This is a genomic window from Aeromonas sp. QDB54, from assembly GCF_027707385.1.
GTDB classification, from domain to species: Bacteria; Pseudomonadota; Gammaproteobacteria; order Enterobacterales; family Aeromonadaceae; genus Aeromonas; species Aeromonas hydrophila.
Genome location: NZ_JAPCIT010000006.1, coordinates 238,543 through 265,336, shown reverse-complemented (window position 1 = coordinate 265,336; position 26,794 = coordinate 238,543). Strand labels below are relative to the sequence as shown.

Annotated in this window: 26 protein-coding genes; 12 read left to right on the top strand and 14 right to left on the bottom strand. The window is 60.8% G+C overall.

What is annotated here, in order from left to right; translation table 11 throughout:
• Window positions 1-1,115: 1,115 nt before the first annotated feature.
• The 3 genes from PG881_RS08375 to PG881_RS08365 all read right to left on the bottom strand — a co-directional run bounded on the left by PG881_RS08375 (window position 1,116) and on the right by PG881_RS08365 (window position 4,201).
• Window positions 1,116-1,484, bottom strand: a complete 369-nt coding sequence (locus tag PG881_RS08375; protein ID WP_270799250.1) for a hypothetical protein — start codon at window positions 1,482-1,484, stop codon at window positions 1,116-1,118.
• A gap of 365 nt (window positions 1,485-1,849) precedes the next feature.
• The gene (locus PG881_RS08370) at window positions 1,850-3,124 is read right to left on the bottom strand and encodes a hypothetical protein (RefSeq protein WP_270799248.1); all 1,275 of its coding nucleotides are present in this window, start codon (window positions 3,122-3,124) and stop codon (window positions 1,850-1,852) included.
• Between the two features lie 468 nt (window positions 3,125-3,592).
• A complete protein-coding gene (locus tag PG881_RS08365; RefSeq protein ID WP_016350596.1) occupies window positions 3,593-4,201 on the bottom strand; it encodes a 2OG-Fe(II) oxygenase in 609 nt (202 codons plus the stop codon).
• Window positions 4,202-4,488: 287 nt separating this feature from the next.
• On the opposite strand from PG881_RS08365, the gene PG881_RS08360 reads away from it, so the two are divergent.
• Together PG881_RS08360 and PG881_RS08355 are read left to right on the top strand one after the other, a co-directional pair.
• Window positions 4,489-4,965, top strand: a complete 477-nt coding sequence (locus tag PG881_RS08360) for a glutathione peroxidase (RefSeq protein ID WP_270799246.1) — start codon at window positions 4,489-4,491, stop codon at window positions 4,963-4,965.
• Window positions 4,966-5,124: 159 nt separating this feature from the next.
• Complete coding sequence (locus PG881_RS08355; RefSeq protein WP_029301011.1) at window positions 5,125-6,510, top strand: DEAD/DEAH box helicase; 1,386 nt, start codon at window positions 5,125-5,127, stop codon at window positions 6,508-6,510.
• A 63-nt stretch (window positions 6,511-6,573) separates the two neighbouring features.
• Here the strand turns inward: PG881_RS08355 and PG881_RS08350 are convergent, their stop codons facing one another.
• The 4 genes from PG881_RS08350 to PG881_RS08335 form a co-directional block, all read right to left on the bottom strand.
• Window positions 6,574-7,011 carry an acetyltransferase gene (locus PG881_RS08350; protein ID WP_016350593.1) on the bottom strand — a complete coding sequence of 146 codons (438 nt, stop codon included), beginning with the start codon at window positions 7,009-7,011 and terminating at the stop codon, window positions 6,574-6,576.
• 7 nt (window positions 7,012-7,018) lie between these two features.
• Window positions 7,019-7,510: a GNAT family N-acetyltransferase gene (locus PG881_RS08345; protein ID WP_270799244.1), complete on the bottom strand. Its 492-nt coding sequence runs from the start codon at window positions 7,508-7,510 to the stop codon at window positions 7,019-7,021.
• A gap of 33 nt (window positions 7,511-7,543) precedes the next feature.
• Window positions 7,544-7,876: a YnfA family protein gene (locus PG881_RS08340; protein WP_011706244.1), complete on the bottom strand. Its 333-nt coding sequence runs from the start codon at window positions 7,874-7,876 to the stop codon at window positions 7,544-7,546.
• A 161-nt stretch (window positions 7,877-8,037) separates the two neighbouring features.
• The gene (locus PG881_RS08335) at window positions 8,038-8,883 is read right to left on the bottom strand and encodes a DUF5718 family protein (protein ID WP_270799242.1); all 846 of its coding nucleotides are present in this window, start codon (window positions 8,881-8,883) and stop codon (window positions 8,038-8,040) included.
• 357 nt (window positions 8,884-9,240) lie between these two features.
• On the opposite strand from PG881_RS08335, the gene PG881_RS08330 reads away from it, so the two are divergent.
• The 6 genes from PG881_RS08330 (at window position 9,241) to PG881_RS08305 (ending at window position 13,273) form a co-directional block, all read left to right on the top strand.
• Window positions 9,241-9,792, top strand: a complete 552-nt coding sequence (locus tag PG881_RS08330; protein WP_270799240.1) for a class IV adenylate cyclase — start codon at window positions 9,241-9,243, stop codon at window positions 9,790-9,792.
• A 71-nt stretch (window positions 9,793-9,863) separates the two neighbouring features.
• A complete protein-coding gene (locus PG881_RS08325) occupies window positions 9,864-10,376 on the top strand; it encodes a DUF4823 domain-containing protein (RefSeq protein ID WP_270799238.1) in 513 nt (170 codons plus the stop codon).
• Between the two features lie 20 nt (window positions 10,377-10,396).
• Window positions 10,397-10,789 (top strand): NUDIX hydrolase, encoded by a 393-nt coding sequence (locus tag PG881_RS08320; RefSeq protein WP_270799236.1) that lies wholly within the window; start codon window positions 10,397-10,399, stop codon window positions 10,787-10,789.
• 169 nt (window positions 10,790-10,958) lie between these two features.
• The gene (locus PG881_RS08315; protein WP_270799234.1) at window positions 10,959-11,465 is read left to right on the top strand and encodes a GNAT family N-acetyltransferase; all 507 of its coding nucleotides are present in this window, start codon (window positions 10,959-10,961) and stop codon (window positions 11,463-11,465) included.
• Between the two features lie 267 nt (window positions 11,466-11,732).
• A complete protein-coding gene (locus tag PG881_RS08310; protein ID WP_270799233.1) occupies window positions 11,733-12,851 on the top strand; it encodes a glycerol dehydrogenase in 1,119 nt (372 codons plus the stop codon).
• Window positions 12,852-12,967: 116 nt separating this feature from the next.
• Complete coding sequence (locus PG881_RS08305) at window positions 12,968-13,273, top strand: antibiotic biosynthesis monooxygenase family protein (RefSeq protein WP_270799230.1); 306 nt, start codon at window positions 12,968-12,970, stop codon at window positions 13,271-13,273.
• Between the two features lie 201 nt (window positions 13,274-13,474).
• Here the strand turns inward: PG881_RS08305 and pdxY are convergent, their stop codons facing one another.
• The 3 genes from pdxY to PG881_RS08290 all read right to left on the bottom strand — a co-directional run bounded on the left by pdxY (window position 13,475) and on the right by PG881_RS08290 (window position 16,205).
• Complete coding sequence (gene pdxY, locus PG881_RS08300) at window positions 13,475-14,338, bottom strand: pyridoxal kinase PdxY (RefSeq protein ID WP_270799227.1); 864 nt, start codon at window positions 14,336-14,338, stop codon at window positions 13,475-13,477.
• A gap of 469 nt (window positions 14,339-14,807) precedes the next feature.
• On the bottom strand, window positions 14,808-15,563 hold the full coding sequence (locus PG881_RS08295; RefSeq protein ID WP_101616071.1) for a DUF429 domain-containing protein: 756 nt from the start codon (window positions 15,561-15,563) through the stop codon (window positions 14,808-14,810).
• A 78-nt stretch (window positions 15,564-15,641) separates the two neighbouring features.
• Window positions 15,642-16,205, bottom strand: a complete 564-nt coding sequence (locus PG881_RS08290) for a VC2662 family protein (protein WP_017409548.1) — start codon at window positions 16,203-16,205, stop codon at window positions 15,642-15,644.
• Window positions 16,206-16,523: 318 nt separating this feature from the next.
• Here PG881_RS08290 and PG881_RS08285 point away from each other — a divergent pair, with 318 nt between their 5' ends.
• The 4 genes from PG881_RS08285 (at window position 16,524) to ybcJ (ending at window position 19,576) form a co-directional block, all read left to right on the top strand.
• Window positions 16,524-16,874 (top strand): phasin family protein, encoded by a 351-nt coding sequence (locus PG881_RS08285; protein ID WP_011706254.1) that lies wholly within the window; start codon window positions 16,524-16,526, stop codon window positions 16,872-16,874.
• Window positions 16,875-16,967: 93 nt separating this feature from the next.
• Entirely contained in the window at window positions 16,968-18,752 is a 1,785-nt protein-coding gene (locus PG881_RS08280) for a class I poly(R)-hydroxyalkanoic acid synthase (RefSeq protein ID WP_270799222.1), read from the top strand.
• Entirely contained in the window at window positions 18,749-19,153 is a 405-nt protein-coding gene (locus tag PG881_RS08275; protein ID WP_270799220.1) for a MaoC family dehydratase, read from the top strand. Before PG881_RS08280 ends, PG881_RS08275 begins: the two co-directional genes overlap by 4 nt.
• 189 nt (window positions 19,154-19,342) lie before the next feature.
• Entirely contained in the window at window positions 19,343-19,576 is a 234-nt protein-coding gene (gene ybcJ / locus PG881_RS08270) for a ribosome-associated protein YbcJ (protein WP_041211499.1), read from the top strand.
• A gap of 38 nt (window positions 19,577-19,614) precedes the next feature.
• On the opposite strand, the gene PG881_RS08265 is transcribed toward ybcJ, so the two are convergent.
• The 4 genes from PG881_RS08265 to PG881_RS08250 form a co-directional block, all read right to left on the bottom strand.
• Window positions 19,615-20,088, bottom strand: coding sequence for a DUF4442 domain-containing protein (locus PG881_RS08265; RefSeq protein ID WP_005300417.1), 474 nt, complete (start codon window positions 20,086-20,088; stop codon window positions 19,615-19,617).
• Window positions 20,089-20,238: 150 nt separating this feature from the next.
• Entirely contained in the window at window positions 20,239-21,990 is a 1,752-nt protein-coding gene (locus PG881_RS08260; RefSeq protein ID WP_270799216.1) for an ABC transporter transmembrane domain-containing protein, read from the bottom strand.
• 109 nt (window positions 21,991-22,099) lie between these two features.
• Complete coding sequence (locus tag PG881_RS08255; RefSeq protein ID WP_270799213.1) at window positions 22,100-23,836, bottom strand: ABC transporter transmembrane domain-containing protein; 1,737 nt, start codon at window positions 23,834-23,836, stop codon at window positions 22,100-22,102.
• 141 nt (window positions 23,837-23,977) lie between these two features.
• Entirely contained in the window at window positions 23,978-26,779 is a 2,802-nt protein-coding gene (locus PG881_RS08250; RefSeq protein WP_270799211.1) for a response regulator, read from the bottom strand.
• Between the last annotated feature and the right edge of the window lie 15 nt (window positions 26,780-26,794).

Below are 26,794 nucleotides of genomic sequence, written 5' to 3'. Positions count from 1 at the left end.
TCTCTTTTCTGGTCTGACGGCGCTTACTGCTGAATTCACTGTCGGCGAAGGTAAGTTGATGACTCATGATGAACCCTGTTCCATGGCTCCAGATGACAAACATGATCTCATATCAGGGACTTGTTCGCACCTTCCCTAGTTACCTAGCGATGGTCAATGGCAGTAGACCAAGGTTGCAAGCTACCCAATTTGGAGACCTTGCAGATTGAGACCAGAAAGTTTATCGCTCTCTGTCCCTATAGTCGGGGTTAATTAAAGTGGTTAACACAGACAGGTTTATCAGGGTGAAATCAGAGAGTATCGAGACCCATTGCTGAGACCAGAATGGGAATATCGGGAGTTGAAACATTGAGTTCTTACCAAGGTGTTACTCTTTGTCTTGATGAATTTTAATTATCAATATTAATCCATCTAAACCTTGGTTCTCTTCTGTCTGGTCAAACCTTCAATTGGTCTTTTAAGTTTAACCAGATGTCTTTAACTCAATGTATTTAACAAGGTCTGGCCTGTAGCCAATAACGCTAGTAAGCTAGCAACCTTATTATCGTGGCCTCCCACTTACCAAAGTATTAATTACCTTGGTCATATTCAATTCCTCTGTGATGGGTGCCTGAGGCCCAAAGAGTACGTTAATAAAGTATCAATCCGATAGACAAATAGTCCCTCCCCAAGGCAGCCTCTCGGCCCTCCTCTTTCAGGTTGTCTATGGCCAGCCAAATCGCTAGCGTTACGTGGTCACTGGTGGTCAACTGCAAAGCGTGATGAACTGAGTGTTCAAGCTCTGGGTTCTACTCCATGTGTGGATTGATAGTGCTACTGGTGTGGTGGTGTCAGTGTCAGTGGACACAGCGCATCTCCCTTCTGTGTGGGTTAATTCACGAAGGGCGGCAGATAGAGAAACTTTTTGTGCAGTCTCTCCCTATAGTCTGGGTTAATTAAAGCGGTTGACAAAGCGGTAAACTTGAGATTGAAAACATACAGATAGGGACACAGAGATAACACTTTATGGAACACCGATGAGAGACCCAGCCTGTCAGGCCCCTTGTCTTGCATTGCCGTCCTTGGCTCTATATTGAGCATCCCCTAGGCTACATTCAGTGAAGTGCGCTTAAGGTTTACTTGCACACGGCAACAGCTTCACGGGTCATTGTGTTAACCCTGTCATAACCGCCAGTATCCATGTTGTACATGCTAAACGCGCCAGCCTGCTGCTGCCTGTCTACGATGGCGTATCCACTAGGGCAAGCCTCTGCAATCGCTTGATAGCATCCTGACCAATCACGCATAGTTCCCGAGCAGTTGACTTGTACCATGTTCTCACCCTGCGGCCCCTTGAATTTCGATACAGAAGTACAACCTGTTGCAAGCAGCAAAAGTCCAGTAACGAGGATGATAGTTGGCGCAGCAGCCCGCAAAGCCTTTACTTCTGCATATTCGCTCACATTGAACATGGTTGCTTTTAGGGTGGAACACTTGCTGGTCATACGGCGGCCCTTAAGTTGTTGTGTGTATATGGAGTCAATAGGGCGCGAACCATAATTCACCAACGCTGAATAAGGACTGTATGAGAACTGTATGAACCAGACAAGCAGGCTGCTCTCTGCATCCACACACCGCCACGACACCAACGAACCATCATATGGTCGCCACTGCTTGTCACTTCACAGTTCTATCGAGGAATACAGCTCTTTGGTCTATCTGAGGCGAAGTTAAAGGCCTCTAAATGAGAACTCTTCACGCAGGAGCGCGCCTAAGTGTATGAACTTGAAGGGTATACGGGGGTATTCCCGCTGCTGTATACAATTACATGGGGTCTCATAAATTTCTGATAATTTTCTAATCGAGAGCATCACACCATGAAGGTCGGCTTTCCGGTCATAGCCTCGGTCAGCTTATCGTGTAACGTCAGCCAGTCCTTACGGGCTAGCTCAAAGGCTGCCGTGCTGTATCGCTTCTGCAATGACCTATCGTCTGACCCTCCGTGCCCCATAAGCGTATCGAACGATTTGGAGTCGATACCCATTGCTGTGATGTTGCTTGCGAAGGTATGCCGAAGACCATGGACAGTTAAACCTGTACCATCTGCCAAGGTATATCCCTCTCGGATGTCTTGGGTCAGACCAGCGATTGAACGCCCATGAATCACGCTTGAATCACCTTGTGGTAGCGTCTTGATGAACTCTAGGAACTCCCCCAAGGGGAAACCAAGCAGGCCATCTACAAGTGGGATAAAGCGGTCTGCGGCTTCAGTCTTCGTTCCCCTGATATGCAATGCGGCCTTACCTGACTCAGGGTCGAACTGAATGTCATTCTTGTGTAGGTCCTCAAGTTCGGACTTTCTGGCTCCAGTCGCAAGGGCTAACCTCAGATGCCAAAGGGCTCCTCTTTGAAGCGCCTGACGGCTCCCAGTGGACTTGGCGGATAACTCCCCGTCCAGACCCTCAGATAAGGCCTTGTCTGCTCTCTGACAGGCTTCTTGTGACCAATGGCGGGCAACCTTTGCGGCTGTATCCTTCATAGGCTTAAAGTCAGCTAGGGTCTGTCTGGTGCGTTGCCAATCCCAGTCATGGTCAGCAGCGTATGCAATAGCGCAATCATTGATAGCTTGTCGGAGGTAACGGAACACATTATTGATGGCCCCTGACCGCATACCGCTATCAATCATGGCAAGGCGAGCCTCTTCGAGGTCACTTCGAGCCAGACTCTCGACAGCCAATGCGCCCAGACCTAGAGATTCAACCTTGCGGAGGTTCGCTCGGTGTGTGGACTCGGTGCTACTCTTCCAGTCCCCAGCAGGGCCAGACTTCAAGGTGATAAAGCGGCTGTACGCCTCGGAAACCGTTATAGAGGTATTGTCACTGGTAATAGGCGTCTGCTTAACACTGGCAACAAGGGCCACCTCTTCAGGTCTAATGCTGGTAGCAGCGGCCTCTGTCAACTCTTCTTGTACAGGCTCTAACGCTTCACCATAAGGTTTCAACGTCTCGGTCATGACATAGCGCCAGTCCCTTACTGTCTTCGGCTCAGGGCCTCTCATGGCCTTCTGTTCAAGCTCAATCATAACAGCCAATGCCCGTTCCTCTCCCCAGCCTCGCTGAAGCATCAGACGCTGAAGGTATGACATTGCGTCCCACTTAGACGGTGCTATCAGATGGGAATATGAGTTGAACACTGGCTTTACCTTCTCGTTTACGAACTTGCGGACTTCCTCGGGGTCTTCCCCAGCGGGTAAGGCCAGTGTACCAGACCAAGCGCTTAGCCGTCCAGACGTCCGCAACCGGATGAATGAACGCCCAGTTGAACTACGAGTTGTAACGTCAATGCAGACCCTTGAAGGGGCTATCGAAGGTTGCACATCTGATTGATTTGGCTGCATATTCCGGCCTCTTCATTAGATGTGATCCCTTGGGAAAAGCGGCTTCGCCATCACCATTTAAAACCCAACCGCATTAAAACCGGACGAAGCCAGATACGAAGATAAGTGCGGGCCAGTGTAGCAAGGGAGATCGAGCCTTGTCAGCCGATGGGAGCCCCATCCGCCGACAAGGGCCATAAAAATTCCCGCCTGTGTCAGAAATTGGATGAAAAGAACTCAGCGCGGCGGATCGAGCCGGCCGTTGCCGCTGCCGTTGACCCGAAACCAGCCGGCGATGCTGTAGCGCTCCTGGTTGGCGGGCAACACCTCGTGGGGGAACTCTTCGGATAAAAACAACACCAGCCGCCCGCCCCGGGGCGAGACATCCATCAAAAACTGCTCGTCGTCATCGTACATCCGCAGCACCCCGCCAGCCTGGGGTTGCCAGTCGTTGTTCAAGTAGAACACCGAGGTGAGACGGCGGTTGGAGCGCCCGGCGAAGGCGTCGCGATGGGTGGCATAGAAGTCACCGCTGCGATAGCGGGCAAAGTGGGCCTCGTAGTCGAACAGCCCCAGCATCAGCATCCGGTTGGCGGCCAGCCGCAGTGCCTCCATCCGGGCAAGATAGTCGGCCACCGGCGCACCGAGGGAGGGTTCGAGCCAGTGGATCTGATCCCGGCGAATGGCGCGATTGTCCTGATGCAGCGCATCGCGACCGATCCCCGCCGGCCGCCACGCATCCGGCAGACACGCCTTGAGGGCATCCACCTCGGCGGCGGTTAAAAAATCATCCACTATCACCCATCCCCGGGTGTAAATGGCATCCATGACGGCTTGATAGTCCAAGATTGACTCGCAACAAGTGGAGAGAGGGCGCTTTTTAGCGACTTCCAGGGCAAGACACAAACCGGTTTGCTTATCCTCAGAAGTCCCACCATCAATACGCTATCCGAGCGCACAAGGCCCCCATTATCTGGTCGCCCTCGCCAGCCTGTGATCCGGCGCACTCTAATTGCCTCAGACCGGGCCAGATCTTTCATGGCAAAGGGGAAAGCGGCGCTTGCTCCGCGTCGTCGCGCCCGTTACCGTGGAGTGATACGCCCTGAATGGGCCCCATGCAACAGGAGTGCTTCATGTCATTGCCCGACCTTATCCTGCAACGCCTTGACGGTACCGAACTGCCCTTGTCCACCCTGCAAGGCCAGGTCGTGCTGGTGGTCAACGTCGCCAGCCGCTGCGGCTTTACCCCCCAGTACACCGGACTGGAGGCGCTCTATCAGGAGCTGGGGCCCGAGGGATTGATGATCCTGGGCTTCCCCTGTGATCAGTTCGGCCACCAGGAGCCGGGAGATGCAGAGGAGATCGCCCGCTTCTGCTCCCTCGACTATCCGGTCAGCTTCCCCATCATGGCCAAGTGCGAGGTCAATGGCGAGCAGGCCCACCCCTTCTATCAGTGGCTCAAGAAGGAGCAACCGGGTCTGCTGGGGCTGGAGAACGTCAAGTGGAACTTCACCAAGTTCCTGATCGACCGGGACGGCAAGGTGGTGGCACGCTTTGCCCCCACCAGCAAACCCGAGAGCCTGCGAGACGATATCCAGGCCCTGCTCTGAGGCCGCTGCACGCGGCGGCCGGACAACGCGACACGGCTGCTGCGTGCAGGGCGCGCATCTGCTATATTACGCCCCCGTTATCATTTCCATCTTGTGGCGGGTGCCAGCGCACCTGCCATCCGCTGAGCCCAAGGCTCACCAGAGGAGTCTCTCTCGAACATGTCATTCAACGAACTGGGTCTGTCTCCGCACATCCTGCGGGCCGTCAAGGAGCTGGGTTACGAACAGCCAACCCCCATCCAGCAACAAGCCATCCCCGCCATTCTGGCCGGACAGGATGTGCTCGGCGGCGCCCAGACAGGCACAGGCAAAACGGCCGGTTTCACCCTGCCCATGCTGCAGCGCCTGCTGGCCAACCATGGCCGTGGCCGCCGTCAGGTGCGGGCCTTGGTGCTGACCCCGACCCGCGAACTGGCTGCCCAGGTGGGTGAGAGCATCATCAAATATGCCCACCACCTGCCGTTTCGCACCCTGATCGCCTACGGCGGCGTCAGCATCAAGCCCAATCTGGATGCCATCAAGCTCGGCATCGACATCCTGGTGGCCACTCCGGGCCGCCTGCTGGATCTGCTGACCCAGGGGGCGCTGACCCTGTCCGAGCTGGAAGTGCTGGTGCTGGACGAAGCGGATCGCATGCTCGACATGGGCTTCATCGTCGACATTCGCCGCATCATGAAGGCGCTGCCGGCCGAACGGCAGACCCTGCTGTTCTCCGCCACCTTCTCAAGCGAGATCAAGGCGCTGGCGGATGATTTGCTCAACGACCCCACCCTGATCGAGGTGGATCCCAGCAACACCGCCGCCGAGCAGGTGACCCAGCGCATCATCCAGGTCGACCGGGAACGCCGCCGCGAGCTGCTCTCCCACATGATCGGCCGTGGCAACTGGCAGCGGGTGCTGGTGTTCGTGCGCACCAAGCAGATCGCCGATCGCCTGGCCCAGCAGATGCAAAAAGACGGGCTCGATACCGTCGCCATCCACGGCGACAAGAGCCAGGGCGCCCGCAACCGGGCGCTGGCGGATTTTCGGGAAGGCAAGGTGCGGGTGCTGGTGGCGACCGACATCGCCGCTCGCGGCCTCGACATCGATCAGCTGCCCCACGTGATCAACTTCGAACTGCCCCAGATGGCGGAGGATTACATCCATCGCATCGGCCGCACCGGCCGCGCCGGTCGTGGCGGCGAGGCCATCTCGCTGGTGAGCCAGGACGAGCTGGGCCAGCTCAAGGGGATAGAGGCGCTGATCGGCCAATCCCTCTCGGTGGAGATCCTGGAAGGGTATGAGCCCAGCGGCAAGCCGAGCCGGCAGACCCTGCCGGGCAGCAAGCCGGTACAAAACCCGCCGCGCGCCCGTGGCGCCGCCAATGCCAAGGGCGGCAACGGCAAATCCGCCGCAGGCAAGAGCAAGGCAAAGAGCGATGGCGGCAAGAAGCCCGCCCCAGCCCGCAAGCGGGAAGTGGTGGGCGAGGATATCGGCTTTACCCCCATGCGCCGCCTGCCCAAGGCCCAGCGCGACGACTATCAGGACAACTCCAACGAGGAGTAACAGGCCATCCTGATCCCGTCATAACAAAAAACCGCCCGAGGGCGGTTTTTTACTGGGCCGGTGTCACTGGCCTGCCAGTGTCATATGCAGCAATGGATAGGGCTTGCCCTGCCCGTCCAGTGGCGAGCGCCCCACCACCTCGAAGCCCAGGTGGCGATAAAAGCCGAGCGCCTGCTCATTCTGCTCGTTGACGTCCACCCGGGTCGCCCCCAGCCGGGCGATGGCATCGGCCACTAGCAGGCGGCCAACCCCGCCCCCACGCAGCGCCGGGTCGATGAACAGCATCTCGATGTTGCCCTCGTGCACCCCGCAAAAGCCGGCGATCCCCTGGTCGTTGCGGGCGCAAGTGAGGGTCACGGCGTCAAAGTAGTGTTCCAGAATGAGCTCGCGCAGGGTGGCGATCTCCTCATCCGGCAAGAAATGGTGGGTAGCGCGCACCGACGCCTCCCACAGTGCGATCAGGGCCTGATAATCCCCGCGCGATGGCTGTTCCAGTCTCATATCGTACTCACTCAATAGATTGATTGTTTGGAGCCTGCCCGGCCGGCGCCATGGCGTCGACCTGCTTGAGGACAAACCCCTTCTCGATGCCGGCCTTGAAGCCGAGCGACGCATAGAGCCGGTGGGCCGCCTCGCGCCCCTCCCCCGACAGCAGCATCACCTTGTAGCAATCCTGCTGCCAGGCGAGCGCAAGGGCATGGGTCAGCAACTGCCGGCTGATGCCCCGGCACCGAAACGCAGAGGCCGTCACCACGTGCTCCACCATGCCAAACGGCCGGCCGCCGTTGGTCAGGGTCGCTACCACGCCGAGCTGGCAGGTGGCAGCCAGCTGGCCATCCACCTCCGCCACCAGCAGGTGAAGATGAGGCTGCGCAAGCAAGGCCGTCAGCGCCGTGCGGGCAGCGTCCGGCGCAAGCGCAGGGTCATGGGGGCGCAATTCCCGATAGAGTGCCAGCAGACCGGCCATGTCCTGCAGGGTACAGGCCCTGATGAGCGTCATCCCTCTTCTCCTTGAGCTGCGAGCGGCGCGGTTTCACGCCTCGCGGGGGGCAAACATGATGATGGCCATGCCGCACAGGGCCACCAGCGACCCCACCAGATCCCACAGGCTGGGTCGGATGCCGTCCACCAGCCAGAGCCAGAGGATGGCCACGAAGATGTAGACGCCGCCGTAAGCGGCATAGACGCGCCCGGCCGCGGTCGGGTGCAGCGACAGGAGCCAGGCAAACAGCATCAAGCTCAACCCCGCCGGCAGCAACAGCCAGACGCTGCGCCCCTGGGTCAGCCAGAGATAGGGCAGATAACAACCCAGGATCTCGGCCAGCGCCGTCACCAGAAACAACCCCATGGTTTTCAACTCGCCCATCGGCTACCCCATTGTTCAACAACGTGTTCGGCAAAAAGAGCAATGGTAAGCCAAATGGCCGGGCCGGGTAAGCGGGATCAGGCAACAAACGCTAGGGGGAAGGATAGCGGATGCAACGCGCGGCCGGCCTTCCCCCGCCAGCACGGGGGAAGGCCTGGTCATCAGCGGGTCTTGACCGCCTGCAGCAGCACCGACATGTCCGGCCCGAACTGACGGGTGCGAATGGCCTCGCGGATATCACTTTCGCTATAACGGCTGGCCGGATAGAGTAGCACGCAGGCAGTGTCGCCGGGCCTGAGGAAGTGGGTCTCGCCAAACGGGGTATAGCGGGTGGCCCCGATGCTGATGAGGGCATGGGCCGGGCGCCCGGCCTGGGCCAGCAGCCCCTGGATGTGCTCGGCCGGCCCCTCGTCCTGCTGATGGTTGAACTTGTCGATGGCCCACGTCAGCAGCTGGCCGTGAAAGTAGCTGTAATCCACCGCCGCGCTGTCAACCCCGTAGGGGTACAGCTCGCCATCCCGCTCCAGATAGCAGGCGATGCGGTAGTCATCGAGTTCGCAGCCGGCGGCGAAATGGGAAAGGGGGAGCAACGTGGGGGCCAGCCCCTTGCTCTCTTCGCCCCAGTTCTTCTTCTCGCTGATCTTTTTGGCGTTGGGACGACGGATGGAGCAGTCGTTGTAGGCGCCAAAGGCGCGCGGATGGATGGCCACCACCTGCTCCCCCGCGTACTCCAGCTCGCACCAGAGCGCCACTTCCGGCTCTATCTGCACCTTCTCATCGCCGCTCACCGCCGCTTCCGGCAAGAAGATGGCGTCGCCGCTCAAGGGGAAGACGCCGAGCTGGCCGGGGTGGCCCGGCACGTAGAAGGGGAACAGCGCCTTGGGAGCGCTGGTGTCGCGCACCACCACCGCCACGAAATCCGAGGCCTCGCCGGCCTGCTCCAGATGACCGGCGAAATTGCCCGCCACCCCGAGTCCGATAAACTTGCTCTCTGCTGTCACTTGCATCTTGCTCACCTGCCTCTTGCCAAAGCGAAGGCAGCGGCCCGGCACGGGGCGGCTGCCGCAAACGTGGCGAGGATTAAAACACAGGGATCTGCCCTCGCCCAGCCTGCACGCCCCATCCTGTGCGCCAGCGCGAACTTTTGCCGGTCGCTCGGCGAGCTTGTGAACAACCGTCATGCCCGCACTGGCTCGACCGTGTGCGGTGCCTGCCCTTGATCAGGGCAACAGGCAGCGCATTGATCAATCATGGGCCCCGGAAACAGATCGTTTCCACATACTGCCGCCTTGCCCCTTGGGCCCGCCCGCCAACTTTGCTAGGCTGCCCGCCATGCCAATCCGCACACTCAAGGATGCCTGCCGATGTCAGCACAGCACTTTCAGGGCCGCTTCGAGGTCGAGTTCAAATACAGACTCGGCGATGTCGAGGCCTTCACCACAGCCCTCGCCGCTCTCAATCCCGAGGTGATGCTGGAGCGCAACCAGGAGCAGGACACCTACTTCGACACGCCGGACCGCAGCCTGAGCGCAGCGGGCAAGAGCCTGCTGATCCGCGCCATGCAGCCCTCCGGAATCCGGCTCTGGATCGTGAAGGGGCCCGAACCCGATCGCTGCGAGGCGGTCAACATCACCGACGCCGACAAGGCCATCAGCATGCTGCACACCCTGGGCTACCAGCCGATACTGACCCTTCGCAAAGTGCGCAGCATCTATTTCGTCGGCCCCTTCCACGTCACCCTGGATCACCTGGCAGGACTCGGCGATTTTGCCGAGCTGGCCATCATGACCGATGACGAGGATCGACTGCTGGAATATAGGCATGCCTTGGAAGCATTGGCCTCAACACTGGGTTTGCAACAGCGTGAGCACCGCTCTTACAAAGCGTTATGTGAGCTTAATCAATCAGTTTGTTGAGTAGATTTGATATAAAAATCATTCCATTACTCAAATAGTCAAACTTATTCAATTAAACAAGGGAATGTATTTTGAAAAACTATGTTACTGCCCTCGTATCATTACTTGCTGTTGGTTGCAGTTCTACATATCAGCAGTCAAATGTACAAACAATGACCAGCAAGCTTGATCCCAGCCAAGGGGTGCTTATTTCGCAGCCCCAAGATGGCTCATACGAAACGACGCAATATCAAAATTCGGGGCAAATGACTGCTCAGGCAATCTATGCAGCATTTTCCAAGAAAGCCAACAGAGTTGAAATTACCACCAATTGCCATGGCGACCCTTGCCTGAATAATATTCAACCGGCCCAGTTCAGATATTACGTAAAACCCGTCATTCTACATTGGGAAGAACGAGCTACCGAATGGTCAGGCAAACCAGATGTTATTGAAATTCAGTTAGTTGTCTACGATACCCTAAGCAAGAAGAGTATCGCCAACTCATCGTTTAAAGGAAAAAGCAAATGGGCCACATTTGGTGGTGATCACCCACAGGATCTGTTGCCAGAACCGACCGAGAAATACGTGAATAGTCTCTACTAATTGGCTACAGGAATATAACCATGATCGACAAACTCGCCTGGCTGACCTTCAAGGATCAGCAACTGCTCTGTGCCCGCTCCCACGGCAAGCAGATCTACTACATTCCCGGCGGCAAGCGCGAAGCGGGAGAGACCGATGAAGCAGCGCTGATGCGCGAAATCGAGGAGGAGCTGGCCGTGGCCCTCAAGCCCGGCACCCTGGCGTTTGCCTGCGAGTTCAGTGCCCAGGCCGACGGCAAGCCGCAGGGGGTCAACGTCAGGCTGCGCTGCTACACCGGCGAGACTGATGGCACTCCTGTCGCCTCGGCGGAGATCGCCGAGCTGCGCTGGCTTGACAGCCGCCATATGGCCGAGATCTCTCCGGTTTCCCGGCTGCTGTTTGCCTGGCTGGTCGAACAGCAGCTCATCCGCTGAGGGAAACCCGCCTGGAGGGCGTGATCGGGCGCACCCGGCGAGCGACAACGACTTGAAATTGGCGGCAGAAACGGCGAGTCTAGCCAGTCATCCTGCCGCCGGTCCCGTTGGCGGCAGGCGCCGCGGCAGACCGGGCCGGCGGCGTGAACTTCGTTGACAAGGACTCCTGATGGACATAGTTGAGGTTGATACCACCCAGGGCATCAAACCTGCCCTCATCACTTTGCTGCAAGACAGCGTCGCCAGCGGCGCTTCAGTGGGCTTCCTGCCGCCGCTGACCGAAGAGCAGGGGCTCGTCTATTGGCAGGGCATAGAGACGGAGCTGGCCGCGGGCAGCCGCCGGCTCTGGGTCGCCTTCCTGCAACACCAGCTGGTCGGCGCCCTCCAGCTCTCGCTGTGCACCAAGGCCAATGGCCGTCACCGCGCCGAGGTGGAAAAACTGATGGTGCACAGTCTCCAGCGTGGCAAGGGGGTCGGCCGTGCCCTGATGGCCAGCATGGAGCAAGGGGCCAAAGAAGCCGGCCGCAGCCTGCTGGTGCTCGACACCCGGGTGGGCGATGCCGCCTCCCACCTCTATCGCCAGCTCGGCTACCAGGAGGCGGGCCAGATCCCCGCCTTTGCCCGCAGTGCCGACGGCACCCTGGCGGCCACCCTCTTCTTCTACAAGCAGCTCTGAGCCGCGCACCGCCTCCGCTTCGCGCGCCTCTACACTGCTCGCACCTACTCTGTAGCCACAGTGCGCCCTCCCCATGGAGGGCGTGTTGCGTTACCCTCCTGCCCGCAAAAAACAATCAAAGCAGCACCAAGATTAATTTTTGAATCTGCTATAGCCCCATTTGCATATGATTGTTCCTTCACCTCACCCTAGACGAGGCGTATGGTGTGGCAGAAAGACCCGTTTGCATACCAAACGGATGCCGCTCACTGCCTTGAGGAATACTGCATGCCTATCCTGCCTCGTACCGTCACCTCCCCCAAAAAGTTCATCATCGGCCACGATCTGCTGCCCCAACTCCATGATCACGTAAAAGATTTCGGCGACAACGCCCTGCTCGTCAGCGACGAGTTCATTCTGGAGCGAGTACGGGAAGAGGCGCTGGCCGGCCTGCTGCAGGCGGGCCTGAAGGGAGCGGTCGAGAAGTTCAACTACGAATGCACCGACATCGAGATCCGCCGCCTGTGCGATCTGGCCGAACAACAGGGGGCCAACGTCATCGTCGGCATCGGCGGCGGCAAGACCCTGGATGTCGCCAAGGCGGTGGCCTTCTACCTGCGCCGCCCCGTGGTGCTGTTTCCCACCATCGCCTCCACCGATGCCCCCTGCACCGCCCTCGCGGTGATCTACAACCCGGCGGGCGAGTTCGAGCGCTATCTGTTCCTGCCCCAGAACCCGGATGTGGTGATCGCCGACACCGCCATCATAGCGGCGGCTCCCGCCCGCTTCTTTGCCGCTGGCGTGGGTGATGCGCTCGCCACCTACTTCGAGGCCCGCGCCTGTTACCGGGCGGACGGCATCAATCTGGTGGGCAAGCGCCCCTCCCGCACCGGCCTCGGGCTGGCCCGGCTCTGCTACGAGCTGCTGGGGGAGAACATCGAGCTGGCGATGGATGCGGTGCGCCATCATGTCACCACCCCGGCGCTGGAGCAGACCATTGAGGCCACCATCTATCTGAGCGGCGTGGGCGCCGAAGCGGGCGGCCTGGCGGCGGCCCATGCGGTCAACAACGGCATGTCGGTGGTGGCGGATCTGCACCGGGCCCAGCACGGCGAGAAGGTGGTGTTTGGCCTGCTCACCCAGCTGGTGCTGGAACGCGCGCCCCAGGCCGAGCTGGACGAGGTGATGCGCATCATCCAGCTGGCCGGCCTGCCCATGACTCTGCAGGAGATGGGGCTGAGCCGTTTCGTGGAGAGCGAGTGGCGCCAGGTGGCCGAACTTGCCTGCGATCCCCTCGACACCATGGGCAACATGCCGATGAGCGTCAGCGAGCAGGATGTCTACCACGCCATGATCGCGGCCAACGCCATGGCCGAGCGCTACCGGGCCCGTCACCCACGCGCCTGATCGGCACTCAAGCAAAGCCGTGATCACAGCAACAAGGCCAGCCCCTGCGGCCGGCCTTGTCATTCCCTGCCCGACCTGCTGCAATGGCCCCTTTATCCTTGGGACAAGGAGTCACCATGATATTGGAAGTCGCCCCTCTGCAGGTCATCCCCGGTCAGGCTGCCGCCTTCGAGCTGGCATTCTCTCAGGCCCAGCGCATCATCAGCACCATGCCTGGCTACGGCGGACACCAGCTCCAGCGCTCGCTGACCGATCCCCACCGCTATCTACTGCTGGTCAACTGGCTGCGCCTCGAAAACCACACCCAGGGCTTTCGTGGCTCACCCCAGTACCAGCAGTGGAAGGCCCTGCTCCATCACTTCTACGATCCCTTCCCCACGGTCGAGCACTACCGGCAGGTCACGTTCGATGAGGCAGAGTAGCGGGAACAGGATAACGGCCTGATCTGAACCGGATGCCCGGTGTCAGGACCAAGGTAACGGCTGAAGCGGCATTGCCTCGTTCGGTGTGCAACCAGATAAGCGGCGCAGGGGTGGACTGTTAACTAAGAGATGGGGAAAGATGATCAGGGGCCAAGCAGAGCGTGGATCATCCGCGCCCAGACTTGGCCCCCGATGGCGCGATCAGGCCAGCCGTTCGGCCCGCGCCTTGATCAGGGGGGCGGCAAAGGCCTCCTGGGCCGCGATCAGCTGCAACTCATAGGCATCGGCCTGCCAGGTGTGCAGCAGTACCGCATCCACCGCCGCGTTGGTGCGCTCGAATGCACTGACGGCATCGTAACCCGCCTGCAGATTGGCCAGCATCAACGCGCTGATGAGATCCCCCACCCCCACCGGCTGGCGGGCAAACTCGTAGAGCGGGCGGTCGATCAGATAATCCCCCTCGGGGGTGGCCAGCAGCATCTCGAAACGACCCGGCTCGCGAGCAGCGCGTCCAAGATGCTTGACCAGCACCATCTTCACCCCGCGTGCCAGCAGCTGATGGGCGGCGGCCCGCGTCTGCGCCAGATCCGTCAGATGGACATCGCACAGGGTCTCCAGCTCCAGCAGATTGGGGGCCATGATGTCGGCCGCCGGCAGCGCCTGCTCGGTCAAGAAACGGGTCACCCCAGGGGCGACGATGCACCCTTTCTCCGGATGGCCCATCACGGGATCGCAAAAATAGATGGCGGCAGGATTGGCTGCCTTGACCGCGGCTACCACAGTCAGGATCTCGTCTCCCTGCTCCGCCGAGCCCAGATAACCGCTCAGCACGGCGTCGCAGTGGGTCAGCACCTCGATATTCGAGAGCCCTTCGCACAGGGCGCTGATATGCCCTGCGGGCATCGCCATTCCTTGCCATCCGGCCGCATATTGGGTGTGGTTGGAGAACTGCACCGTGTTGATGGGCCATACCTCCATACCGAGACGGCGCATGGGAAACACGGCGGCGCTGTTGCCGGCACAGCCGAACACCACGTGGGACTGGATAGAGAGAATGCGTTTCATCGACATCACCGCAGAGAAGAGTCAGGGGAAAGGCGCAATATATCGGATGAAGATATTGATCTTCCACCCTTGATCAGCACAAACCCTTATTTGGTCGGCAAAATCCTCGATGACGCTGGTTGCCATCGCCATCACCGGCCCCCTTTGCACTGACATGCCGCAGCTTGCAACCGCGAGCATGGCCGGCATGGCTTGATAAGGTGGTATAAAACTCTTGTTTGATGGCATATAAGATTAATAAATGGGCTTTGGGTGCGCAGAGCCATCCGATGACGAGTAAACCGGCAGATACCTGCGGCAGCCCCGGCCCTCAGCCAGCAAGGCAGCAAGACAGCAAGACAGCAAGACAGCAAGACAGCAAGACAGCAAGACAGCAAGACAATGTAGTGGAAGGAGGCAACGGCGTCGCTGCAAGTGAAGGTATAACCAGCCAGAGGCCGGATCGGGCTGGTTGGACCGATCCGGTTTATCAGGGGCGAGCGAAGTGGTAGACCCAACCCTCGTCCAAAGCCATCTCGGCGGGCGGCGCCACCAGAGCCGGCAACAGGGAGACGCTCCCTTTGGCGGCATATTGCAGCGCCATCAGGGCGCAGATGGCGGCATCGTAGCGATCGGTGCCCGCCGTCACATCGGCCGGCAGATGCGCCAGCAGCTCGGCACGCACCGCCGATGCCTTTCCCCCCACCTTGGCGAGAGCGGGATAGACCTCCAGCACGGCGCGATCGGCCTGCGGTTGCTGCTTGGGCACCAGCTGCAAGTCGGCCAATCGGGGCAGCATGGCGAGCGCCAGGGTCGCGTTGTTGCCGAGCCTGTCGAAGGTGGCCGAGAGCGGTTTCTTGCCATATTGCCGGTGCAGCCAGCGCTCGCAGTCCCGATAGGCATAAGGGTTGTCTATCTCGCGCTGGGGCACGGCGCACTCGGTCGCCCTCCCCGCCAGCAGCTCGCCCAAGGCGCGAGGAAACGCCAGTGGCGCGTCGATCCCCAGCGCCAACTGCGGGCAGGCCAGCACCTGCAGCAGATGGATCTCGTCGTGCAGTGCTGGGCGCAGCAAGGCATCCAGATCCGGCGCAACCCGTGAGCTCAGTCGAAACAGGGGCGATACCCCAAACCAGTGCAGCCGCTGTTCACGAGCCTGCCACCCCACCACGGCCACCGCCTGGGCACTGCCCTGCCAGCCTCTTACGTCCCAACCGATGCCGATGGCATCCATGTGTTCCATTGTCATGCCAGTGTCACCTCTGCACGCTATCAATGCAGCACAGGGTAATGGCTGGAGCCCCTAAAGCAAGGTTGGCGGCGCGGCTTAGAAGGATTTCTTGAAATTGATCAGCGGCAAGATGGGGAAAACCCCGTTCTCGGCGTAGTTGGCGAGGCCAATCTGCAGACCGTCCAGGTGCTTGGTGGCGTTGATGAAGCCCAGCTGGAAGGTGGTGCGCTCGGCATAGTTGACGAAGCCGACGTTGGCCAGGGCATTGCCCTTGGCGATGTTGACGGCCCCCCAGTTGAGGCCCTGCACATTGTTGGTCAGGTTGACGAAGCCAAGGTTGACGCCCTTGTCCTGACCCTCGTGCCAGTTGACCGCGTTGATCGCCACCCCGCCAAACTGGTGGCGTACCCGGCCGGCACCGAGGAAGATGCCAAGCTGCAGACCGGTGAATTGATCCACGTCGGAGAGGGCGAAGACCGGCAGATCGATCCCTTTCACCTGACCGGTACGACCATAGAGAACAGAGGCTCTGGCCCCCTCGACCTGATGGGATGCGGGCAGATTGACGCCGGGCAAGGAGAGCTGGACAGGGGTACTGGCGTGGGCAACGCCGCCAAGGGCAGCAGCCCCAAGGGCAAGCAGCAGGCGAGCAGGTTTCATCGATGCATTCCTCAAGACTCAGGGAGTGGCGTCAGCCTACCAGCCCCGCGGCCTGGGAACGAGACCAAACGGACGTGGCTGCGTCACCCCTCGTCTGAATCGGGCCAGCTAAACTGGACAGACCAGAATCAATATTTCGCCAAAAATTAACATTTATATTATTTACATCAAGCCTCATTTGGTAACACAATGCCTAAACGTGCGTTTGAACAGAGCAAACGACACGTGACGACTTAAGGATGTAGTCGAACGGATGTAACCGAAGAATGGGCCCATCGGCCTTTTGCAATACCCTTCTGCCAACCACGGAGACACGCGATGAATATGGACGTAATCAAGACCTTTACCGAGCAGATGCAAGGCTTTGCCGCCCCCCTCACCCGTTATAACCAGCTGCTGGCCAGCAACATCGAGCAGTTGACTCGGTTGCAACTGGCCTCCGCCAACGCCTATGCCGAGCTGGGACTGAACCAGCTGCAGGCCGCCGGCAAGGTGCAGGATGCCCAGAGCCTGGCGGCCCTCGGCACCGTCCAGCTGGAGACCGCCAGCCAGCTCTCCCGCCAGATGCTGGACGACATCCAGAAGCTCAACACCCTCGGCCAGCAGTTCAAGGACGACCTCGACGCCCTGGCTGCCGACGGCATCAAAAAGAGCACGGGCAAGGCCTGATATCCCCCTGGCTGCCCGCGACGGGCAGCCACATCTCCCCATGCTCCGTCACGACAGGCTCGCCCTGCGCCGGGGATGGGTGAAGGAGAGAACATGAGCCAATCATCTTACGGCCCGCTGTTCGAGGCCCTGGCCCACTACAACGACAAGCTGCTGGACATGGCCAAGGCGCAGACCGAGCGCACGGCCCAAGCCCTGCTGCAGACCAATCTCGACGATCTCGGCCAGGTGCTGGAACAGGGTAGCCAGCAGCCCTGGCAACTGATCAATGCCCAGATGAACTGGTGGCAGGATCAGCTCAAGCTGATGCAGCACACCCTGCTCAAAAGCGCAGGCCAGCAGAGCGAACCGCTCATCGCTCCCGAGCGCAGCGATCGCCGCTTCAAGGCCGACGCCTGGAGCGAGCAGCCCATCTATGACTACCTCAAGCAATCTTATCTGCTTACCGCCAAGCACCTGCTGGCTTCGGTGGATGCCCTCGAGGGGGTGCCCCAGAAGAGCCGGGAGCGGCTGCGTTTCTTTACCCGCCAGTACATCAACGCCATGGCGCCAAGCAACTTTCTGGCCACCAACCCGGAGCTGCTCAAGCTGACCCTGGAGTCCGACGGTCAGAATCTGGTGCGCGGGCTGGCGCTGCTGGCCGAAGATCTCGAGCGCAGCGCCGATCAGCTCAACATCCGGCTGACCGATGAGTCCGCCTTTGAGCTCGGCCGGGATCTGGCGCTGACGCCAGGCCGGGTAGTGCAGCGCACCGAGCTGTATGAGCTCATTCAGTACAGCCCGACCACGGAAACGGTGGCCAGGACGCCGGTGCTGATCGTGCCGCCCTTCATCAATAAGTACTACATCCTGGACATGCGGCCCCAGAACTCCCTGGTGGCCTGGCTGGTCGCCCAGGGCCAGACGGTGTTCATGATCTCCTGGCGCAACCCGGGTCCGGCCCAGGCCGACATCGATCTCGACGACTACGTGGTGGACGGCGTCATCGCCGCGCTGGATGGTGTGGAGGCGGCCACCGGCGAGCGGGAGGTGCACGGCATCGGCTACTGCATCGGCGGTACCGCCCTCTCCCTGGCCATGGGCTGGCTGGCTGCCAGACGCCAGAAGCAGCGGGTTCGCTCCGCCACCCTGTTCACCACCCTGCTCGACTTCTCCCAACCGGGGGAACTTGGCATCTTCATCCACGAGCCCATCATTGCGGCGCTGGAAGCCCAGAACGAAGCCAAGGGCATCATGGACGGGCGCCAGCTGGCGGTCTCCTTCAGCCTGCTGCGGGAGAACAGCCTCTACTGGAATTACTACATCGACAGCTACCTCAAGGGGCAGAGCCCGGTGGCGTTCGATCTGCTGCACTGGAACAGCGACAGCACCAACGTGGCGGGCAAGACCCACAGCAGCCTGCTGCGCCGGCTCTATCTGGAGAACCAGCTGGTGAAGGGGGAGCTCAAGATCCGCCACACCCGCATCGATCTCGGCAAGGTGAAGACCCCGGTGCTGCTGGTCTCGGCCATGGACGATCACATCGCCCTCTGGCAAGGGACCTGGCAGGGCATGAAGCTGTTCGGTGGCGAACAGCGCTTCATCCTGGCTGAATCGGGCCACATCGCCGGCATCGTCAATCCGCCGGACGCCAACAAGTACGGCTTCTGGCAGAACGACACCGAGGCCGCCAGCCCCGAGGCATGGCTCGCCGGCGCAAGCCACACCCCAGGCTCCTGGTGGCCGCAGATGGCAGCCTTCATCGAGAGCCGGGAAGAGGATCCCGCCCCCCTTCCCGCCCGCATCCCGAGCGAAGGGCTGGAAGCGGCCCCCGGCAGCTACGTCAAGGTCCGGCTCAACCCGGTCTTTACCCAGACCCCCGAGGAGGAGCCCGCATGAGCACGCTTCCCTTCGAAGTGGGCCAAAAGGCCAGCCTGATCAAGCGGTTCGGGGCGGCAGAGGTCGAGGCGTTTGCCGGGTTGTCGGAGGATTTCAATCCGCTGCACCTGGATCCCGCCTTCGCCGCTACCACGCCGTTCGAGCGCCCCATCGTGCACGGCATGCTGCTGGCCAGCCTCTTCTCGGGGCTGCTGGGCCAGCAGCTGCCGGGCAAAGGCACCGTCTATCTCGGTCAGAGCCTCGCCTTCAAGCAGCCGGTGTTTGTGGGGGATGAGGTGACGGCAGAGGTGGAGGTCATCGCCCTGCGCAGCGACAAACCCATCATCACCCTGACCACCCGCATCCTGACGGCAACCGGCGCCATCGCCGTCAGCGGTGAAGCCGTGGTGAAGTTTGGCTGAAAAGGGTTTGCCCCATGATCTCAGTCAGCCCGGCAACAGCCGGGCTGACTGCTATGGTGTGCACCCCCAAAATGGTCTTGCAAGCCACAATTGCCCGCAGACATATACCCTTGCCCTTTCCTTGACGGCCCGAACTGCCTAGAATAATCGCCCTGCTGTTTCAGCCATTCATCCACTAGAGGATTTCCCATGGAGACGTTTCTGCTCGAAGGCCACCCCTTCGTTGCCTTGTGCGACCTTATCAAACATCAGGGTTGGGCCGATTGTGGCGGTGCGGCCAAGGCGCTGGTCGCCGAAGGGCTGGTAGAGGTGGACGGTCAGGTCGAGACCCGCAAGCGTTGCAAGATAGTGGCCGAGCAGGTGGTCAACTTCAACGGCATGAAGGTGGTCGTGAAAGAGGGCGTCAGCCCCGAGCTCCTCTGACCTCGCTTGAATAAGGGCGCCGACGCGCCCTTTGGTATTCAGCTGGCCTTGATCGACAGGGTCAGCACGAAGCGTGCCATCGCCTCATCTCCGTTCAGTGACGGACAGGTGGCCACCACCTGGATGGGACGGTTGATGCGCTGACCACTGGCCAGCGACTCGTCGATCATGGCGTCGATCTCCTCCCCGGCCGCGCAGTCAAACTGCACATCCCCCTCCGGCCGTTTCAGAAACTCCCCCTGCACATCCTTGAAGGCGAAATGCACCTTCTTGCGCCGCTGCCGCCCCTTCTCCATCACCAGCAGACCGCCCACCAGGTCGGCGCCGGTCGCCAGCGCGCCGAAGTACATGCTGCCCAGGTGGTTGCGGGTGCGCCAACCGAGCGGGATGCGAATGCGCAGCGCCTTGGCGCTCATCTCTTCGATGACGGGGGCACAAAAACCGATGACGGGGATGTAGCGCCAGGCAAAGAGCCGCAGCGCCAGGTTGGCCTTCAAACGTTGCAAATCCATATGCGAACTGATCCGATGAGTTGATGTAAACAACATGTTGCCAGCATGGCTGGCGTTCGACAAGGACGCGGATCACGCTTGCCGTCATTTCCCCTCATCAAAAAAGAGGGAACCGCACGGGCTCCCTCTGCTCATTCCTGTGGCGGTCGATCAGGCCCGCTTCTCTTCAAGCCAGGCTCCCTGGCTCTGCATCTCGAACAGCTGGGCATAATGGCCGCCCAGCGCCATCAGCTCGCCATGGCTACCCCGCTCGTTCACCTGACCGCGAGAGAGCAGCAGGATCTCGTCCGCGTCGACGATGGTCGAGAGGCGGTGGGCGATGGCGATGGTGGTACGGCCGCGCCGCGCCGCCGCCAGCGCCGAAGAGAGGGCCAGCTCGGTCTGGGAGTCCACGCTGGCGGTCGCCTCGTCCAGAATGAGGATGTGCGGATCCCCCACCAGGGCGCGGGCAAAGGAGAGCAGCTGGCGCTGGCCGGCGGAGAGGTTCTTGCCCCCCTCCTCCATCAGGGTGTTCAAACCCTCCGGCAGGCTCAGCACGAACTCGGCCAGCTGCACCTCGGTCAGCGCCTGCCAGAGGCGCGCCTCGTCGATGCCGTCGCGGCCGAGCCTCAGGTTTTCCGCCAACGTCCCAACGAAGATGAAGGGATCCTGCTGTACCAGCCCGATGCTGCGGCGCACCGCCGAGAGCGACAGACTCGCCATCGGGTGATCATCGAAGCGGATGAGGCCCTGATCCAGCGGGTAGAAGCCCATCAACAGGCTGATGATGGTGGATTTGCCACTGCCGGTATGGCCCACCAGCGCCAGCATCTGGCCCGGTTTGGCAGTAAAGCTCACGTCACGCAGCACCTGCTGCTCGCCATCGTAGGAGAAGCTCACCCGCTCGAAGCTCACCTGCCCCTTGAGCGGGCGCATCTCGCCCTCGGTGCTCTCGCGCGCTTCATCGAGCAGGGTAAAGACCCGCTCCCCGGCCACCATGGCCTGCTGCAACTGGTTGAGCTGGTTAGTCATCTCGATGAGCGGCTCGATCATCCGCCCCAGATAGCTGATGAAGGCGTAGAGCACCCCCACCTGGATGGCGCCCTCCGCACTCAACCCCTCGCGGGCAAACAGCGCCAGCAGGCCGATCAGCACCATCATGTAGAAGAGATCGATGAGCGGACGCAGCAGGATGCCGTTGATCTTGAGGCTCTTGAGGCGCGCCGCCCAGTGCTGCTGGTTCACCTCGGCAAAGGCATTGGCGAAATGGCGCTCCTGCACCATGGCCTGAATGACCGGCATCCCCTGCAGCGACTCGTTGAGGCGGCTGTTGATGTCGGAAAGCAGGCTGCGGGTCGCCCGCACCACGGGCACGCTCAGTTTCTGATAAAGCCACATCACCCCACCCACCGCCGGCAACAGACAGGCACACACCAGCATCAGCCGCAGATCCAGCAGCGCCATGGAGATGAGGATGCCGCACAGCAGCACCACCTTCTGCACCAGCAGCCCAATCACCTGCACATAGAGGTTCATGATCGCCTCGGTGTCGTTGGTGATGCGCGAGATGAGCGAGCCGGAGCGATGCTGGTCAAAGTAGCGGGCCGGCAGCCGGATGGCGGTGGCAAACACCTGCTCGCGCAGCCGCTGCACCACCGCCTGGGCAATGCGGTTGAAGCGCAGGGATTGCAGGTAAAAACCGGCCGCAGACAATACCTGCAGGCCGAGATAGCCGGCGGCGATGGCCGCGATGGCGGGCCACACCAGCTGGCGCGGCGCCAGATAGTCGTCGATGAACAGCTTGATGAGCAGGGGACCGGCCACTTCGGCGCCGGTGGCCAGCAGCAGGCAGATCCCAGCCTGAATGAGCCAGCGTGGATAACGGGCGCAGTACCCGAGCAGTCGTTTGATGGTCGGGTTCACAGGCGCTCCTCCACGTCTTGTTTCAGCCGCTGATGATGAGGCATCAGGCCAACATACCAGCACTCGGGCTCAGCGCCACACCGAGTGAAGGCGCTCTTGATGAGTGGACTCACAGGCTCTCCTCCACGTCTTGCTCGAGACGCTGGTAACGCACCATGTCCGCGTACCAGCCGTTGTGGGCCATCAGGGCGCCGTGGCGACCCCGCTCACTGATATGGCCCTCTTCCAGCACCAGGATCTCGTCGGCCTGCTCCACCGCCGTCATCCGGTGGCTGACCAGGATCAGGGTGCGCTTGTGGGCCTTGAGGGCGTGCAGGATCTGCTGCTCGGTGTGGGCATCCACCGCCGAGAGGGCATCGTCCAGCACCAGAATGGGCGCCTCCAGCAGCAGGGCTCGGGCGATGGCGAGCCGCTGCTTCTGACCGCCGGAGAGGGTGACCCCCTTCTCCCCCACTTCGGTCTCATAGCCTTTGGGGAAACGGCTGATGTCGTCGTGCACGCAGGCGATGCGCGTCACCCGCTCAATCTCCTCCCGGCTGGCATCGGGGCGGCCGAGGGCGATGTTGGCGGCAATGGTGGTGGAGAAGAGAAACGGCTCCTGCGGCACATAGGCAAACTGACCGCGCAGCTCACCCAGCGCCAGTTGCGAGATGGGCACCTCCCCCATGCGGATCTCCCCTGCGGTGGGGTTGGCCAGTCGCATCAACAGCTTGAGCAGGGAACTCTTGCCCGCGCCGGTGCGCCCGACGATGCCCAGCATGCCACCGGCTTGCAGGGTGAAATCTACATTGCGCAGCAGAGTACGCTGCTCGAGCTGGTAGCTGAGCGCCACGGCGCTCAGCGGAAAGGCCGAGGCCAGCGCCACCGGCTGGGCCGGCTCTTCAATGTCGCTGCGCTCGCCGAGCAGGCTTTCGATCCGCGAATAGGCGGCGCTGCCACGCTCGATGATGTTGAACAACCAGGCGATGGCGAACATGGGCCAGATCAGCTGGCCGAGGTACATGGTGAAGCTGGTGAGCTCCCCCAGGGTCAGCTCGTCACGCAGCACCAGGGCGCTGCCACCGGCCACCGCCAGAAAGTAGGAGCAGCCGATGCAGAGGTAGATCACGGGATCAAACTTGGCATCGATGCGGGCCACCGCCATGTTGCAGGCGCCCGCCTCCCGGGTCAGCTCGGCAAAACCGCGATCTTCGAGCGACTCCACCGCATAGGACTTGAGCACCCGCACGCCGGAGAGCGCTTCCTGGGTCTTGTTGTTGAGCCGGGAGAAAGCACCCTGCGCCGCCTTGAACTCCTTGTAGATCTGGGTGCCGAAGCGGTTCATGAAGAATGCCATCACCGGCAACGGCAACAGGGAGAGCAGGGTCAGCTGCCAGGAGTACTGGCTGCACATGATGGAGAGCACCAGCACCCCGACGATGATGGAATCCACCAGGGTCAGCACCCCTTCCCCGGCGGTCATCTCCACCGCCTGGATGTCGTTGGTGGCATGGGCCATCAGATCGCCGGTACGGTGGCGCTGATAAAAGTCCGGGCTCATGCGGGTGAAGTGGCTGAACAGTCGGTTGCGCAGCACATAGGCGAGCCGGTAGGAGGCGCCAAACAGCATGACCCGCCACACGTAGCGCAGCAGATAGATGAGCAAGCCAAGGCCGAACAGCCCGGCCAGATAGCCCGTCAGGGTTGCACTATCAAGGGAGCCTTTGGCGATGCCATCCACCACCCAGCCCACCACCTTGGGCGGGATCACGGTCAACAGGGCCACCATCATCAACAGGGAGATGGCGATCAGGTAACGCCGCCACTGCTCCTTGAAGAACCAGCCCAGCCTTGCAAATACGCTCACGTAGATATCCTTTGTCGCGACCGGCCCAGGGCCGGCGCCCATCACGGGGAAACTCAATGCAATCGCCCCCGGCTGGGGGCGATACGAAGGGGTCATGATAGCCTGAAGCAAGCGGCTTGAGAATTATTGCTATTTCACCTGTTACAACAAGCGATCATCACGCTGTCCGAAGCCTGCGTACGGTGTTTCATGCTGCTCCCCGGTGAGCAGGAAGTGGGACACCTCCTCCCGGGTCAGACTGAACACCTGTTGCAGCTGCTCCAGATCCTGCTCGGTCAGCTCCTCCTGCTGGCGCAACCGCCACTCCAGCTCGCCAGCCATGATCTGCAGACGGGAGGCGGAAATATTGGCGGAAACCCCCTTGAGGGTATGCAGCAACCGACAGGCGATATCGGGTTGCTGACGACGCAGGGCGGAGCGGATCTCCCACAGGTCGTCCTTGTGCTCCGACATGAACAGCTTGAACAGGATCTGCAGCGCCTCCTTGTCCTGCTCCAGCCGCCTAAGGGCATCCTCCAGATCCAACACTCCCATCAGGTCGGGCGGTTTCACCTCAAGCGGCACCCGCCACTCGCCGCTGGCGCTCTTCACCCACTGCAGCAGGTTGTTGTAGAGATCGAGTTTGCTGACCGGCTTGGTGACATAGCCGTTCATGCCGACCCCGAGGCAACGCTCCCTGTCCCCCGGCATGGCACTGGCGGTCAGGGCGATGATGGGTACATCGTGCTTGTCGACCATCTTGCGGATCTGGCGGGTGGCATCCAGCCCGTCCAGCACCGGCATCTGCAAGTCCATCAGGATCACGTCGAAGGGCTGCTCGGCCACCCGCTCGACCGCCTCCCGGCCGTTGCCCACCACGGTCACCAGAGCATCGACCCGGCGCAGGTATTCGATGATCAGCTGCTGGTTGACCCGGTTGTCCTCGGCCAGCAGTACCCGGATGCCTTGCAGCAGCTCGCGAAAATGCTGCTGATCCCCCTGCGCCTCGGCCTGGCGGAACTGCTGATCGTGGGAGCTGCCGTTGAGCAGCTCGTCCACCTTGGCCAGCAGGGCATTTTCGGTCATCGGCTTGGGCAGGAAGTGGGTCAATCCCATGCTCTCCATCCGCCCATGCAGTCCCTCCTTGGCCCAGGCACTGGTCATCAGGATCGGCAGACGGCGCCACTGGCTGTGCTGATACATCTCGAGCGCCAGATCCAGCCCGTCTTCCTGCCCCATGCGCCAGTCCAGAATGGCCAGCCGGATATTCTGTCCCTCTTCCCGTAGCACCTGGCGAGCCCGGGAGAGGCTGTTGACCGCCATCACCCTGGCACCGGCCCGACCCAGGATATCCTTGGCCAGATCCAGCACCAGCTCGTTGTCATCCATCACCAGCACCAGCGGCTGATGTTCGAAGAAGACCCGCCGCCCGGAGACGCCATAGACAGCCTTGGTCATGGGGATCTCGAACTGAAAGACCGAACCCGTTCCCGGCTTGCTCTGCACCGTGATCCGGCCCCCCATCAGTTCGACCAGACGCTGGGAGATGTTCAGACCCAGCCCGGAGCCGCCGTATTTGCGGGTATTGCCGGCCTCCAGCTGGGTAAAAGGTTGGAACAGCTGGGCCTGCTTCTCCTCGGCGATGCCGATGCCAGTGTCACGCACGCTGAAACGCACCTGCATGGGGTGCTGGTTGACCAGGGTGATGGCTACCTCCACCTCGCCCCGCTCGGTAAACTTGATGGCGTTGTTGACCAGATTGACCAGCACCTGACCGAGGCGCAGCGGATCGCCGCGCAGAAAATCCGGCACGGCCGGCGACTTGTTGATGATGACCTCGACCTGCTTGCGCTCGGCCAGGTCGGCAAACATGCCGGCCAGCGAGTCGATCTGCTCGCTCAGATCGAAGTCGATCTCCTCCAGAGTCAGCTTGCCGGACTCCACCTTGGTCAGATCCAGAATGTCGTTGATGAGCAGCAGCAGGGTGTCCGACGAGGATTTGATCTTGCTGAGATAATCCCGCTGCTGCTGATCCAGCTCGGTCTGCAGTGCCAGCGAGCTGAACCCGATGATGGCGTTCATGGGGGTGCGGATCTCGTGGCTCATGTTGGCCAGAAAGTCACTCTTGGCCTGGGCCAGCAAGCCAGTCTGGCGCGACAGCTCGCTCAGCTTCTGGTTGCGCCGCCACAGGGTCACCGCCACCAGCCCGAAACAGAGCATGGCCCCCCCCAATACCATCAGATAGAAGCGGCTCTTGAGGGAGGAGGCCTGCTCCATCTTGCTCTGCTTCCAAAGTGACAGCCCCTCCAGTTCGTGCATGTCGATCACCTGGTTGCGCAGTACGTGGTACTCCACCACCTGATGGCTGACATCCTCGCTCAGCTGGGCCAGCCCCGCCACTTCAGGATTGGCGGGATAGGCCGTCTTGAGGCGGCGCTGCAGGGCCTGCAGTCGCAGCTGCTCGCCCTTGTCCCAGCTGCGTTTGAGGTAGTGACTGAGCTGAGCCAGCTCGGTCAGGTCGATGGCAAGCGGAGAGTCTGCCGGCAAGGTGGACAGCAAGCCGTTGAGCTGCTTTTGAAAAGGCTGCTCTATGTACTCGATCGCCATCTCCATGGAATAAAGCTTGGCCAAGTCGAGCAAATAGCTGTCGATGTCGTGCAACAGGGATTGGGAGTGGGGATTGTCGGCAGAGTCGGGATCATTGCGCACCTGCCGCACGAAGCTGTCGAGGTTGCTCGACAACTGGTTGAGACGTTGCTGTACGTTGCCGTCGTTGGCCTTCTCGCGGCCAAGCAGATAGACGGTATCGGTATTGACCCGGTTGAGGATCAACTCTGCGGCAACGCTGAGCTCGGAAGCCTTCTGCTGCTGGCTGAGCAGCTGCCAGCAATAGCCGGAAAACCCCAGCAGCGATACGATGATCAGGCTAAGCACAACACGATTGACCCGTGTCACATTATTCATCCCGTCTCGATTCTC

Coding starts and splice junctions, on each gene's coding strand:
- PG881_RS08375 (WP_270799250.1), bottom strand. CDS start 1,484: ATGACCAGCAAGTGTTCCACCCTAAAAGCAACCATGTTCAATGTGAGC.
- PG881_RS08370 (WP_270799248.1), bottom strand. CDS start 3,124: ATGTCATACCTTCAGCGTCTGATGCTTCAGCGAGGCTGGGGAGAGGAA.
- PG881_RS08360 (WP_270799246.1), top strand. CDS start 4,489: ATGTCATTGCCCGACCTTATCCTGCAACGCCTTGACGGTACCGAACTG.
- PG881_RS08355 (WP_029301011.1), top strand. CDS start 5,125: ATGTCATTCAACGAACTGGGTCTGTCTCCGCACATCCTGCGGGCCGTC.
- PG881_RS08350 (WP_016350593.1), bottom strand. CDS start 7,011: ATGAGACTGGAACAGCCATCGCGCGGGGATTATCAGGCCCTGATCGCA.
- PG881_RS08345 (WP_270799244.1), bottom strand. CDS start 7,510: ATGACGCTCATCAGGGCCTGTACCCTGCAGGACATGGCCGGTCTGCTG.
- PG881_RS08340 (WP_011706244.1), bottom strand. CDS start 7,876: ATGGGCGAGTTGAAAACCATGGGGTTGTTTCTGGTGACGGCGCTGGCC.
- PG881_RS08335 (WP_270799242.1), bottom strand. CDS start 8,883: ATGCAAGTGACAGCAGAGAGCAAGTTTATCGGACTCGGGGTGGCGGGC.
- PG881_RS08330 (WP_270799240.1), top strand. CDS start 9,241: ATGTCAGCACAGCACTTTCAGGGCCGCTTCGAGGTCGAGTTCAAATAC.
- PG881_RS08320 (WP_270799236.1), top strand. CDS start 10,397: ATGATCGACAAACTCGCCTGGCTGACCTTCAAGGATCAGCAACTGCTC.
- PG881_RS08315 (WP_270799234.1), top strand. CDS start 10,959: ATGGACATAGTTGAGGTTGATACCACCCAGGGCATCAAACCTGCCCTC.
- PG881_RS08310 (WP_270799233.1), top strand. CDS start 11,733: ATGCCTATCCTGCCTCGTACCGTCACCTCCCCCAAAAAGTTCATCATC.
- PG881_RS08305 (WP_270799230.1), top strand. CDS start 12,968: ATGATATTGGAAGTCGCCCCTCTGCAGGTCATCCCCGGTCAGGCTGCC.
- pdxY (WP_270799227.1), bottom strand. CDS start 14,338: ATGAAACGCATTCTCTCTATCCAGTCCCACGTGGTGTTCGGCTGTGCC.
- PG881_RS08295 (WP_101616071.1), bottom strand. CDS start 15,563: ATGACAATGGAACACATGGATGCCATCGGCATCGGTTGGGACGTAAGA.
- PG881_RS08290 (WP_017409548.1), bottom strand. CDS start 16,205: ATGAAACCTGCTCGCCTGCTGCTTGCCCTTGGGGCTGCTGCCCTTGGC.
- PG881_RS08285 (WP_011706254.1), top strand. CDS start 16,524: ATGAATATGGACGTAATCAAGACCTTTACCGAGCAGATGCAAGGCTTT.
- PG881_RS08280 (WP_270799222.1), top strand. CDS start 16,968: ATGAGCCAATCATCTTACGGCCCGCTGTTCGAGGCCCTGGCCCACTAC.
- PG881_RS08275 (WP_270799220.1), top strand. CDS start 18,749: ATGAGCACGCTTCCCTTCGAAGTGGGCCAAAAGGCCAGCCTGATCAAG.
- ybcJ (WP_041211499.1), top strand. CDS start 19,343: ATGGAGACGTTTCTGCTCGAAGGCCACCCCTTCGTTGCCTTGTGCGAC.
- PG881_RS08265 (WP_005300417.1), bottom strand. CDS start 20,088: ATGGATTTGCAACGTTTGAAGGCCAACCTGGCGCTGCGGCTCTTTGCC.
- PG881_RS08250 (WP_270799211.1), bottom strand. CDS start 26,779: ATGAATAATGTGACACGGGTCAATCGTGTTGTGCTTAGCCTGATCATC.